12 protein-coding genes are annotated in these 11,469 nt (G+C 57.9%); 8 read left to right on the top strand and 4 right to left on the bottom strand.

Annotated features, from left to right (window positions below):
- Positions 1 to 149 precede the first annotated feature (149 nt).
- From pstS to ACZ9BE_RS10555, 6 genes are all read left to right on the top strand, one after another.
- On the top strand, positions 150 to 1,181 hold the full coding sequence (pstS, locus tag ACZ9BE_RS10530; protein WP_051600442.1) for a phosphate ABC transporter substrate-binding protein PstS: 1,032 nt from the start codon (positions 150 to 152) through the stop codon (positions 1,179 to 1,181).
- A gap of 74 nt (positions 1,182 to 1,255) precedes the next feature.
- Entirely contained in the window at positions 1,256 to 2,221 is a 966-nt protein-coding gene (pstC, locus tag ACZ9BE_RS10535; protein WP_024012838.1) for a phosphate ABC transporter permease subunit PstC, read from the top strand.
- Positions 2,221 to 3,132: a phosphate ABC transporter permease PstA gene (gene pstA, locus ACZ9BE_RS10540; protein ID WP_016774590.1), complete on the top strand. Its 912-nt coding sequence runs from the start codon at positions 2,221 to 2,223 to the stop codon at positions 3,130 to 3,132. Before pstC ends, pstA begins: the two co-directional genes overlap by 1 nt.
- A gap of 75 nt (positions 3,133 to 3,207) precedes the next feature.
- On the top strand, positions 3,208 to 3,969 hold the full coding sequence (gene pstB, locus ACZ9BE_RS10545; protein WP_016774591.1) for a phosphate ABC transporter ATP-binding protein PstB: 762 nt from the start codon (positions 3,208 to 3,210) through the stop codon (positions 3,967 to 3,969).
- 93 nt (positions 3,970 to 4,062) lie between these two features.
- The gene (locus tag ACZ9BE_RS10550; RefSeq protein ID WP_375123766.1) at positions 4,063 to 4,761 is read left to right on the top strand and encodes a hypothetical protein; all 699 of its coding nucleotides are present in this window, start codon (positions 4,063 to 4,065) and stop codon (positions 4,759 to 4,761) included.
- Positions 4,761 to 5,402 carry a hypothetical protein gene (locus ACZ9BE_RS10555; RefSeq protein ID WP_476249378.1) on the top strand — a complete coding sequence of 214 codons (642 nt, stop codon included), beginning with the start codon at positions 4,761 to 4,763 and terminating at the stop codon, positions 5,400 to 5,402. The genes ACZ9BE_RS10550 and ACZ9BE_RS10555 overlap by 1 nt, the downstream gene beginning before the upstream one ends.
- A 36-nt stretch (positions 5,403 to 5,438) precedes the next feature.
- Here ACZ9BE_RS10555 and ACZ9BE_RS10560 read toward each other — a convergent pair whose 3' ends face one another.
- The 3 genes from ACZ9BE_RS10560 to ACZ9BE_RS10570 all read right to left on the bottom strand — a co-directional run bounded on the left by ACZ9BE_RS10560 (position 5,439) and on the right by ACZ9BE_RS10570 (position 7,951).
- On the bottom strand, positions 5,439 to 5,831 hold the full coding sequence (locus ACZ9BE_RS10560) for a RidA family protein (protein ID WP_009049394.1): 393 nt from the start codon (positions 5,829 to 5,831) through the stop codon (positions 5,439 to 5,441).
- A 232-nt stretch (positions 5,832 to 6,063) separates the two neighbouring features.
- Positions 6,064 to 7,095, bottom strand: coding sequence for a chorismate mutase (locus ACZ9BE_RS10565; RefSeq protein ID WP_433782840.1), 1,032 nt, complete (start codon positions 7,093 to 7,095; stop codon positions 6,064 to 6,066).
- Between the two features lie 34 nt (positions 7,096 to 7,129).
- Positions 7,130 to 7,951, bottom strand: a complete 822-nt coding sequence (locus ACZ9BE_RS10570; RefSeq protein WP_476249379.1) for an NAD(P)-dependent oxidoreductase — start codon at positions 7,949 to 7,951, stop codon at positions 7,130 to 7,132.
- 148 nt (positions 7,952 to 8,099) lie between these two features.
- On the opposite strand from ACZ9BE_RS10570, the gene ACZ9BE_RS10575 reads away from it, so the two are divergent.
- On the top strand, positions 8,100 to 8,960 hold the full coding sequence (locus ACZ9BE_RS10575) for a LysR family transcriptional regulator (RefSeq protein WP_009049391.1): 861 nt from the start codon (positions 8,100 to 8,102) through the stop codon (positions 8,958 to 8,960).
- 1 nt (position 8,961) lies between these two features.
- On the opposite strand, the gene ACZ9BE_RS10580 is transcribed toward ACZ9BE_RS10575, so the two are convergent.
- Positions 8,962 to 10,374, bottom strand: coding sequence for an MFS transporter (locus ACZ9BE_RS10580; RefSeq protein WP_476249380.1), 1,413 nt, complete (start codon positions 10,372 to 10,374; stop codon positions 8,962 to 8,964).
- Between the two features lie 267 nt (positions 10,375 to 10,641).
- Here ACZ9BE_RS10580 and ACZ9BE_RS10585 point away from each other — a divergent pair, with 267 nt between their 5' ends.
- A complete protein-coding gene (locus tag ACZ9BE_RS10585; protein ID WP_064361704.1) occupies positions 10,642 to 11,400 on the top strand; it encodes an SDR family oxidoreductase in 759 nt (252 codons plus the stop codon).
- Positions 11,401 to 11,469: the final 69 nt, after the last annotated feature.

Genomic DNA, 11,469 nt, shown 5'->3' on the forward strand with positions numbered 1-11,469 from the left:
GGAAGATTCGATTTTTCGAAACCCGGAGGCCGATTACATCCATAGGCGCTGCTGCGGACCATGAGGGTAACGCTTGCCACTTTGCTTTCATGAAATCGTCACAAAACTGCTGCAGAGTTCGGGAGCCCGTAATCACTAGGTGTCATTTAATGAAAAGTTTGATGAAGTCTGCTGCGCTCGCCATTGCGGTATCTCTTTGTGCCACCTCGGCCTCCTTTGCAGCAGAAAATGTTCGCCTGACGGGGTCCGGAGCAAGTTTCCCGGCGCCGATCTATCTGACCTGGTTCAAGGATTTCAGCAAGAAATCCGATGGTGTCACTGTCGATTACCAATCCAAGGGCAGTGGCGCGGGCGTACAGGACTTCTTGAACAAAACCGTGGATTTCGCTGCCAGTGACTCGGCAATGAAGGACGAAGATATCGCCAAGGTCGCCGAAGGCGTGCAGTTGCTGCCAATGACCGCCGGGGAAATCGTGCTGGCCTATAACCTGCCGGGCAATCCCAAGGGTCTGAAGCTGCCACGCGACGTCTATTCCAACATTTTCCTGGGCAAAATCACGCGCTGGAACGATCCGCAGATCGTCGCAGCCAACCCGGACCTGAAACTCTCCGATACGCCGATCACGGTTGTCGTGCGTGCAGATTCCAGCGGTACTACCGCCGTATTCACCAAGCACCTGGCAACCGTCAACGCCGAGTTCAAGCAGGCGTTGGGTGAGGGCAACACCGTCAACTGGCCGGCCAGTGACAAGTTCATCAAGTCGCCGAAAAACGATGGCGTAACCGCTACCGTGCGTCAGACCCCTGGTGCGATTGGTTACATCGAATATGGCTTCGCCAAGCTGGCCAAGGTCGACTTTGCCCAGTTGCAGAACAAGGCAGGCAATTACGTCGTGCCAAACGCCGAAAGCGGTGCCGAGGCCCTGGCGGCGGTGAAGATGCCGGAAAACCTGGTGGCCTGGCTGCCTGATCCGGACGGTGCCAAGTCCTATCCGATCACCTCTTATACCTGGATGATTTTCCGCAAGGATAATGGCAACCCGGCCAAGGCCAAAGCCATGCGTGAAATGGTCGAATACAGCCTGACCGAGGGGCAGAAGATTGCCGATTCGATGGGTTACATCCCGTTGCCGCAATCGGTCGTCGAACAGGTTCGCAAAGCGTCCGCCAACATTCAGTAACGCCGTGAGGTCTCTCTCGGCGTGTGCGTCTGCGCCACGCCGGGAAAGTTTTCCCCCTGTTCCGGACTTAGCCCATGAACAAACCTTTTGTCGTACCGGTTAATCCCGACTCTGCCTGCCAGCCACCCTCGACGAAGGATTTTCTGGTTGATCGCACCTTCCGCGCGCTCGCACGCATCGGTGTGGTACTGATTCTGGCGCTGGTATTTGCACTGGTGTTCGAAGTCGGACGCAAGGCACTTCCCGGTATGGAGAAGCACGGCTTCGATGTGCTTCTGGGCAGTGTGTGGGACGTCAACCAGGGCAAATACGGCATCCTGCCGGCCATCTGGGGCACGCTTTACAGCGCCTTCATCGCGTTGCTGATCGCCGGTGTCTTTGGCGTGAGCATGGCGATTTTCCTGACCCAGGATTTCCTGCCAACCAAGCTCGCTGCGCTGTTTCGCACCATCGTCGAATTGCTCGCGGCCATCCCCAGCGTGGTCTATGGCCTGTGGGGGATCTATGTGGTGATTCCGGCGATTCGGCCGCTGACGACCTGGCTGAACAGCGAGCTGGGCTGGATACCCTTTTTCGGCACGTCCCTGAGCGGTCCGGGCCTGCTGCCCGCAGCTCTGGTGCTCGCCATCATGATTCTGCCGACCATTGCCGCCGTGTCGCAGGACGCGCTTACGGCTGTGCCGATGAAAACCAAACAGGCCGCGTACGGCATGGGCACAACCCATTGGGAAGCGATTCTCAAGGTGATGGTGCCTTCGGCTGCCACCGGCATTTTCGGCTCTCTGGTGCTGGGCCTGGGGCGCGCGCTGGGTGAAACGATGGCGCTGGCCATGCTGGTCGGCAATGCCAACAACATTTCCCTCTCGTTGTTTGCACCGGCCAACACGCTTGCCGCTCTGCTGGCGCTGAACTTCCCCGAAGCCGGACCGAACGAGATCGAGGTGTTGATGTATGCCGCGCTCGTGCTGATGTTGATTACGCTGATCGTGAACATTTTCGGCTCGATGATCATGATGTACGCCCAACGGGGTAACAAGTGATGACTGATCTGACCGCAGCAACAGACCTGACGGCGCCAACCGGTGCGATGCCCAGTTTGCAACGCAGGTTCGAAGGCCGCGCGCTGCGCAGCCTGATCCTGACCACCCTGGTCTGGGCAGGTGCTTTGCTGGCCAGCGTGCCGCTGATTTCCGTGCTCTACATGCTGATCACTCGTGGTGGCGCGCGTCTTAACCTGGAAGTCTTCACCGAACTGCCGCCGACCGGCTTCGAGATGGGCGGCGGTTTCGGCAACGCGATGGCGGGTACCTTTGTGATGGTCGGTATCGCGGCAGCGATCGCGGTGCCGGTCGGGATCATGGCGGCCATTTTTCTGGCTGAACTGGGGCCGGATAGCAAGCTGGGGAACGCCGCGCGTTTTGCCGCCAAGATGCTTACGGGCCTGCCGTCGATCCTGGCGGGGGTGTTTGCCTACGCTTTGGTAGTAATGACGACTGGCACGTATTCGGCACCGGCAGGTGGCGTGGCGCTCGCCGTCCTGATGCTGCCTATCGTGGTGCTCACCGCAGAAGAATCGATGCGGATGGTGCCCAAGATCATGAAAGATGCTGCTTATGGCATGGGCTGCACTCGCTCGCAGGTCATCTGGAAAATCATCTTGCCGACCGGCATGCCGGCGATCCTGACTGGCGTGATGCTCGCCGTGGCGCGTGCCGCAGGCGAGACGGCACCTTTGTTGTTTACCGCGCTGTTCAGCAACTACTGGATCTACCACCAGGGCAATCTCGATGTCATGAATCCGACTGCCTCGCTGGCGGTGCTGATCTACAACTTCTCCGGCATGCCTTTCGATAACCAGCTCGAGCTCGCATGGGCGGCCTCGTTGGTGCTGGTGATGATCGTGCTGTTCGTGAACATCATCAGCCGGATTTTCGGCAAGCCCAAGTATTAAGAACGGGAGCATCTGATTTTGAACGTATCCACTGCGCAAATTGCCGCTCCGTTTGTCACCCAGGCGCCTGTAGTCATGGACTGCAAACTGGACAAGATTTTCTACGGCAACTTCATGGCAGTACGTGACAGCCACGTGCCCATCGAGAAAAACAAGATCACCGGATTCATCGGTCCCTCAGGCTGCGGCAAAAGCACCGTGCTGCGCAGTCTCAACCGGATGAACGATCTGGTGAAGGGCTTTCGTTTCGAGGGTCATGTGCATTTCCTCGGCCAGGACGTCTACGGCAAGGGCGTCGATCCGGTGGTCGTACGCCGCTACATCGGTATGGTGTTTCAGCAGCCTAACCCGTTCTCGATGAGCATCTTCGACAACGTGGCTTTTGGTCTTCGCCTCAATCGCTACAAGGGCGATATCGGTGACCGCGTCAAGCATGCGCTGCAAGGCGCCGCGTTATGGGATGAGGTCAAGGACAAGCTCAAGGTCAGCGGCCTGTCGCTCTCCGGTGGCCAGCAGCAACGCCTGTGTATCGCCCGGGCAATCGCCACCGAGCCGGAAGTCCTGCTGCTGGATGAGCCTTGTTCGGCACTGGACCCGATCGCCACCCGACGCGTCGAAGAGTTGATGGTCGAGTTGAAGAAGGACTACACCATCGCACTGGTCACTCACAACATGCAGCAAGCCATCCGTGTTGCTGACACCACAGCGTTTTTCTCGGTGGATATTTCCCAGGGCACGCGCACCGGTTATCTGGTCGAGATGGGCCCGACGGCGCAGATCTTCGACAACCCGCGTGAACAGATGACCGGCGATTACATCAGCGGCAAGTTCAGCTAAGTCACAGCACCGGTCACGGCCGCCTACCTGCACAAGCCAAATGGATTTGGCGGGCACCGGCGGACATTTACCAAGCGTTTCCAAGGAGCTCCAATGCCTGCCACGCATCGCCTTGATTTGCCTGCGATTGAACGCGCACTGCGTAACGTGCAGAGCCGTTTCGCCGAGCTCAGCCGGCACTTCACCGAGCCTCGGGACCCGTTCACTGACGAAGTTCTGCACAATGTGCTTGAAGGCTATGCGTTGGTTGACGAGTATGTTGCCCGCGGCGTCGACCTGTTCGATCTGCAGCAACTGAACCTGATGCTGGAGATCAATGCCACAGTGCTTTGTGGCCGGGATCCGGCGCGCCGGCTGGAATACGCCCAGCATCTGGCAGCCACCGAGGCGCATTTCTTCAACAACGTCGAGGGCGGCATCAAGGACTTGTACAACTGGTATTGCGCGTATCGCAGTGAGTCAGTCTGGAAACGTGCAGCGGGGGTCTATGTGCGCATTCTGAGCAAGCCGCAGCTGTTTATCGAGGGCAATAACCGCAGTGGCTCGCTGATTGTCAGCTACCTGCTAATGCGCGCGGGGCTGCCTCCATTCGTGTTGACGCTGGAAAACGCCGAGGGCTACTTCAACCCGTCCTCGGTCATCCGCAACTCCGCCAAGCATGGCGTCAAGGCGTTGTACGAATTGCCCAAGATCAAGAAAAAATATGCAGCATTCTTAGAAGAACAGGCGCCCGATCCAATGAAGTTCTTTCTCAAAGGCAAGCCTTTGCCTCTCTCTCAAGGTGGCCATTGATGAACTGGGCACCAGCATTTGCCAGATTGAGAACCTTCGGCAGCCGGGCAGGGCAGGCTATCCGCTGCGCTTTGCCGCAGTTGTTCGAACGTCAGCGCATACGAATTTCGTTCGATATCGATGACACGCTCGCTTGCCAGCTCCACCACTGCGCAGTGGAGAAGAGTCGACTACCGGCCTGTATTCATCGCTGGCTGGGTGAACCGTTGCGGATGGGCACACGATCGCTGATCCGAGAGCTGCGTCGCCAGGATTGCAGTGTCTGGGTCTACACCTCATCCGGGCGCACGCCGTCCTATATCAGGCGTTGGTTGGCGCTTTATGGCATCCGCGTCGACGGCGTGGTCAACAGTGTGCTGCACAACCGTGCCCTGACGGCGCACGGGATGTCGAATGCGCCTTCCAAGTATCCGCCAGCGTTCGATATCGACTTGCATGTCGATGATTCGGAGGGCGTGCAGATTGAAGGCAAGGATCATGGCTTCCGGGTGGTCGTGGTGCATCCCGAGGATGATCGCTGGGCGCAGAAAGTGCTGGATTCGGTGGCCAAGGTCCAGGCGCAGCTCGCTTGGCAGCAGATGTTCAGACATAAAAAGCCGGTGCCACAACGGGCGGAGACGTTCTTTGAGCCGCTTGGCTGAGCGAGTACGCGTTGGCTATCTGGACAGCAGCGCTCGTTATCGCTCTACGGCGACGCATTTGATCTCCACGAGAAGGCCAGGTCGAGCCAATTCACTGACACCAATGCAGGTCCATGCACAAGTGCTTCTCGGAAAGACTTTATCCTTTACGCGTCTGAAAATTGGCATGTGACGGTGCATGTCGACGTGGTAAGTTGTCATTTCTACGACATCTTCAAATTTACAGCCACCTGCCTCCAAGACGATCCGAAGATTGTCCCATGCAGCTAAAAACTGCTGCTCAGGTTCTTCAATGACGGATAATTCCGGCGTCCTGCCTACCTGACCCGCGCAGTAGAGAGTTTTTCCTACCTTTACTGCTGGTGCATAACCCGCGCGCTCGTAGATCAATCTCATGCCATCTGGAACAATGATCTGACGGTCAGTCATGATTGCGGAGCCCCAAGTTAGAACGGTTACGAAAGCTAACTCAGGGGCCAGAGCCGCGTCCACTCAGTTCACTTCTCATCTATTAATCAACCCCACAGGTGCTTTTAGCCGCTGCTGAGTCTTTTTGAACTCATTACCTAATGTGGCTACCTCGATCGATGCAAAAGGCGCGAGCCGGCAGCGTTACTGATCAGAAGCATTTCGATGGTTGGTTCGCTACTAGGCTGGCTCGTCAGTTCGTGTCGTCATCACCTTGAAATATATCTGCGTAAAGTCGCGCGACTGTAGGGGTAAGGTTATGACCGGTAGGAATGAGAAAGTCGGCGTGTGGTGCGAGCCGTTTTACGTAGATGACTTCGTAAACCCTGCGCACGATTCCAGGTGCTGTTTCTTCCCGGTCCAGGCCAGGCATTATCCCTACCGCTTTGTAACCGGCTTGCTCCAGTGCTTGTTGCATATACGGCGTGCGGGTTGTTGCCATGCCATAGATCAGCCCCGCGCCCATGAACGTGCCGATTTTTTCTCCCAGGTCCTGGGCCGCAACGGCCAGTCTGGCTTGTCTGTGCGGTTTGGCCACCGCGCCGACCCGCCCGAAAATAACGTCAGCACCGTCAATTTTTTCCCACGTGGCGATAGCGACAATCTCATCGTTCTGGCGGACGACGGTAGCGAATATGCCTCGATCCGGATCGTCTTCGAGCACCACGTTGTCTGCGTAGAACTGCTGGTCCAGAAACGGGCTTGCCAACCCCACCGAAATGGAGGGAAACCATGTCCGGAAAAAATCTGTCGCGACATTGATCTCCTCACGTTTCAGGTAATCCCAACTGTAGCCATAGGGTAAATCGGTGAAGCTGCGAATTTGCTCGATCGTTGGCCATTTCATGCGGTTCTGCTCGTTTGTCTGATTGCTTCGATAAGTGGCGCCGGGGTCAGCCCCGAGGGGTGAGGTCATTGGGGGTGTCGGGGCATGCCTGGCGGCGATCTGCCTGTGGCGCTCGACCACTTCGCCAATGACCAACTGCATCAGCCTCTGCACGATGGCCGTATCCAGCTCAGCCTCTTGAGCAAGTGCTGCCAGACGCTGGTATTGCTGCTGCTCTCTGGCCTCGTCTACCGCAGGCAACTGATATCGGGCTTTGAGCAATCCGACCTCATCGGTACAGCGAAACCGTTCCGCGAGCAGATGGATGAGCGCGGCGTCGATATTGTCGATGGTTTTCCTGAATGTTGAGAGTTGACGCGCGATGTCGGAGTTTTCCATGAATGACCTCGTGACAGGTGTTCGAAAGAGCTTCTCAATGATTCGTCTGCTGAGCGAAAACCGACCAGTCCTTGTCGCCATCCCCCCTGGCTACCCCCGACTTCATTTTCAATCGAACGGCATCCGCCGCTGGCAACTCCAGCCCTTTGAGGCGACCCGCATCGATCGCCAGATTCATATCCTTGAGGCCTAGCGACAGTTTGAATCCCGGTTCAAAATTGCTGCTGACGATGTTCTGCCCATAACGTTGATAACTGGGGCAGGCGAACAGGGTCTGGGTCATGAGCTTGATGAAAATCGAAGGGCTCAGTCCGTGGCGTTGAACGAGTCCGCTGGCTTCGCCCAGAGACTGGATGGCTTGGGTGATCATCATGTTGCCGGCGATTTTCGCGATACAGGCCTGTTCAGGTTGATCGCCCAGATACCAGGTTTTTTTCCCGAGCAGGTCGAGCAGCGGTTGGACGGTCGAGACAGCGGCCTGCGATCCGGCCGCCAGGATATTCAACTCGCCCTTGGCCGCCACGGCGGGCACGCCGAAAACCGGCGCCGCGATCAATGGCATGCCGACGGCTTCATGTTCTCGCTGCAACTCCAACATCAGCGAAGGCGACAAGGTCGACATCACGACATGCACGCAAGCTTTGTCTGCAGTTTCCAGAACAGCGCTGGAGAGCAGCACTTGCCTGATGGCGGCGTCATCGGCCAGAAGAGTGATGACTACCTCTTGCTGGAACGCAGAGGCCGGCGTTTCGATAACGCTGATGCCTTCGAGATCCTTGATCGCCGCGTGACTGCGGTTCCATGCCGAGACGTGATGGCCAGCGCGGACGAGCAGTGGAATGATCGCTCTGCCCATGCTTCCCACTCCGATAAAACCAATCTTCATTTGCAGTCTCCGGTTTGTATTCGACGACGGTGAATGCAGACAAGTATGTCGGGCACGGGATTGCTACGGCACTGCCATTGCTGCACTCTCACTGTTCATTTTTGTAAGGGAGCAGAGCATGGACTGGAGTGATGTGCGGGTCTTTCTCGCGATTGCCCGCAGCGGGTCATTGGGGGCTGCCGCCAAGCTGTTGGGGGTCAGCCATCCGACCGTGGGGCGGCGCTTGCAGGTGCTGGAACAGTTCAGTGGCCAACCCGTTTTCCTGCGTACCAACCAAGGTCTCGTGTTGACTGACAGCGGCGAGAAGCTCCTCAGCCTCGCGCAGGAAATGGAGCAAAGTGCGTTGGCCATCGAAAGGCGCCTCGCGGGGGACAGCGCACAGCCCGAAGGTGTGCTGCGCATTTCCTGCGCTGACTGGTTCGCCTGTTATGTCCTGGCCCCGGTGCTGAGTGAACTGCGCCGTCGTTATCCATTGATCGTGCCCGAGGTCATTGCCGGGCATCGATTGTTTGATCTGGCTCGCCGCGACGCCGACATCGCGTTTCGAATCGTTCCGTTCACCGAACCCGATATCGTGCACCGCAAGCTGATCTCCCTGACTTACGGGTTATACGCAGCCGTTGGATCTGCTGACCCTGAGCCACAGGGCGCCGGGCTGGGTCTGATCACCATGAGTGTTGCCCAGTCTCATTATCCCGATGTGCAGTGGCTGCAGCAGCGTTACCCTCTGGCGCGTACCGTGTTTACCAGTAGCAGCCGCACAGTCCAGGCGCAAATGTGTGCGCAGGGGCAGGGCGTCGCGGTATTGCCCCGCGCTTTGGGCGACCAGTTGACGGCGCTGCGTCTGATCGATTCAGATGAACCGCCACCAGGCCGCGACATTTGGATGGGCTACCACCAGGACATGCGCCAGATGGACAGTCTGCGCGCGCTTGCCGACCTGGCCTCCGTCATGATTGGCACTCAGGCAGGCGGTTGATTCACTCTGCCGGCTGCATGGCCGCCGTTTGCAGCTCTGCAGCAGATTGGCGCGCCAGACTCAGGCTCAGTCCTGCGCCTACGGCCAGACAGGCAGCGATGCACAGTATGGCGACGGTGAAGGCGTGGGTGATGGCCGCCGCGTCCGTGTCCTTGCCCAGAAGCGTGTAAAAAATGCCACCGATGATCGCCACGCTCAGTGCCGTGCTGATTTGCAGGGTGGAACTGGTGATGCCCGCAATCATGCCGGAATACGCCGGTGCCACGCGTCCAGTGATCATGCGCATCAATGTCGGAAGGGCAAGTCCTTGTCCGAAGCCGATCAGAAAGAGAATCACGGCAAGGGACAGCGCAGTGGGCGTGACGGCCGTCGGTGTGTGCGCCACGAGCCAGGCCAATAGCACGAACCCCAGCACTTCGAGTGCCATTCCGAAGGGATTCACATAAGACCCCAGCAGACGCCGGAATAGATGGGTGGCGAGCGGCCCCAGCAAGAAACCAGCGCCGAATGGCAGAAAGACCAGACCTGCACTGAGCGGGCTCGTATGCAGCGCTCCCTGTAAATAGATGGAAAACAGCAGGAAGAACACGCCGATCGCGTAAAAAGTCAGCGCCACCAGCAATGCCCGGCCCAGCCCGGGCGCACGCAGTGCAGCAGGGTTCAGCAACGGCGCGCCTTGCGCTTGATACAAGCGGGCTTCGTAGCGCCAGAACAGCCAGGCCAGCAGTGGCACCGCCGCCAGCGACAGCCAGGCCCACCACGGCCAGCCCGCTTCACGTCCCTCGATCAGTGGAACGATCAGCGCCGCAAGCGTCACCATCGACAACAGCGTTCCACCCAGATCCAGCTTGCTGGTCTGGGGTGCGCGGGTTTCCTTGACCACGGGGATGGCGATCAGAATGACCAGCAACGCAATCGGTAGATTCACCAGAAATATCGACCGCCAGCCCAGGTTCATCAGGTTGAGCGAGATCAGAATCCCGCCAAGTGCCTGGCCGACTACCGACGCCAAACCAAACACCGCACCGTACAGGCTCAACGCCAAGGGTTTTTCCGACTCAGGGAATATCGCCTGCACTGAAGCGAGTGCCTGCGGCGCCATGACAGCGGCCGTCACGCCTTGCAGCGAGCGTCCGGCGATCAACACCCAGGGTGACTCGGCGACACCGCAGATCAGTGAGGCGACGGCAAAGCCAATCAGGCCAACGAAGAACATTCTCATGCGGCCAAAGATGTCGCCAAGCCTTCCGCCGGTGATCAGTGTCACGGCATACAGCGCCGCGTAAGAAGAGATGATCAACTGTTCGGCAGAGGAGGCCGTGCCCAGCGATTGCTGAATCGAAGGCAGCGCTACGTTCACGATGAAGAAATCCAGCGGCGGCAAGAATGCACCGACCAACAGGATGGCGAACATCAGCCAGCGCCGCTGTTCCGGAAGGGCTACTATTTTCTCAGGCATAAGGTCTCCTTTCTGAAACCCTTCGGCTCCAGAATATTTTCGATTGCGAGTCATGCTTTGAATAAGCTGAGTTCAATCTAAACGATCAAACCCTGGCTGACGCCTCACATAAATGAACGTCCAATGTTCATTTATGGCAGTGCCGCTGCGCCCCTGCCTCCTCGCAAAATGGCCGCACTGTGGTTCCAGTCGAGCCACACAACCGAAATCGAGGAGTCAGTTATGTCAGGTAAATTCGCTGATCAGGTCGCAGTCGTCACCGGCGCGTCCACCGGGATCGGATTTGCGATTGCACAGGGTTTGATTGCCGAGGGCGCCAGGCGCGTTTACATCACCGGGCGTTCTGCAGCCACGCTGGAGGCTGCGGTGGCCAAGCTTGGCGACAGGGCGGTCGCGGTCATTTCCGATGTCGCGCGCCAGGTTGATCTGGACGAGCTCAAGGCGACGATTGAGGCGCACGACGATCAACTGGACTCAGTGTTTGCCAATGCGGGTATTTGTGAAAAGAACCCGCTGGGCGAGACCACCGAGGCCGCCTATTTCAACATGTTCGACATCAACGTAAAGGGAGTCTTTTTTACTGTACAGACGTTGATGCCATTGTTGAAAAATGGCGCTTCGATCGTACTGACGGCCTCTATCTGTTCCAGCAATGGCATGGAAGGACTGAGCCTCTACAACGCCTCCAAAGCCGCGGTACGTTCCTTTGCCAGGACGTGGGCCAACGAACTCAAAGGTCGCAAGATCAGAGCGAATGTCCTGAGCCCTGGCTTCACCCGCACACCGCTGATGGATAACGGCTTGAAGATGAGCGAAAGCGACGTCGCCGCGCTGCGTCAGCACGTCGAGCAGATCACGCCATTGGGGTACATGGCCGAGCCTGAGGAAATCGCCTCGTCGGCGCTGTTTCTTGCGTCTGCCGATGCGAAATATGTCAACGGTGTGGAGTTGATGGTCGACGGCGGCCTGTCGCAGATCTGACCACGTGCTCAACCGTAGCGCAGCCCTCGCGCAGGGCTGCCTTCCTCGCTTATGCGCAGCCCCTGCAGG

Source organism: Pseudomonas sp. TE9122 (assembly GCF_056278925.1).

Excerpts from the sequence above, each read along its gene's own strand:
- pstA (WP_016774590.1), top strand. The coding sequence starts at position 2,221 with ATGACTGATCTGACCGCAGCAACAGACCTGACGGCGCCAACCGGTGCG.
- pstS (WP_051600442.1), top strand. The coding sequence starts at position 150 with ATGAAAAGTTTGATGAAGTCTGCTGCGCTCGCCATTGCGGTATCTCTT.
- ACZ9BE_RS10585 (WP_064361704.1), top strand. The coding sequence starts at position 10,642 with ATGTCAGGTAAATTCGCTGATCAGGTCGCAGTCGTCACCGGCGCGTCC.
- pstB (WP_016774591.1), top strand. The coding sequence starts at position 3,208 with ATGGACTGCAAACTGGACAAGATTTTCTACGGCAACTTCATGGCAGTA.
- ACZ9BE_RS10570 (WP_476249379.1), bottom strand. The coding sequence starts at position 7,951 with ATGGGCAGAGCGATCATTCCACTGCTCGTCCGCGCTGGCCATCACGTC.
- ACZ9BE_RS10575 (WP_009049391.1), top strand. The coding sequence starts at position 8,100 with ATGGACTGGAGTGATGTGCGGGTCTTTCTCGCGATTGCCCGCAGCGGG.
- ACZ9BE_RS10580 (WP_476249380.1), bottom strand. The coding sequence starts at position 10,374 with ATGTTCGCCATCCTGTTGGTCGGTGCATTCTTGCCGCCGCTGGATTTC.
- ACZ9BE_RS10565 (WP_433782840.1), bottom strand. The coding sequence starts at position 7,095 with ATGGAAAACTCCGACATCGCGCGTCAACTCTCAACATTCAGGAAAACC.
- pstC (WP_024012838.1), top strand. The coding sequence starts at position 1,256 with ATGAACAAACCTTTTGTCGTACCGGTTAATCCCGACTCTGCCTGCCAG.
- ACZ9BE_RS10550 (WP_375123766.1), top strand. The coding sequence starts at position 4,063 with ATGCCTGCCACGCATCGCCTTGATTTGCCTGCGATTGAACGCGCACTG.
- ACZ9BE_RS10555 (WP_476249378.1), top strand. The coding sequence starts at position 4,761 with ATGAACTGGGCACCAGCATTTGCCAGATTGAGAACCTTCGGCAGCCGG.
- ACZ9BE_RS10560 (WP_009049394.1), bottom strand. The coding sequence starts at position 5,831 with ATGACTGACCGTCAGATCATTGTTCCAGATGGCATGAGATTGATCTAC.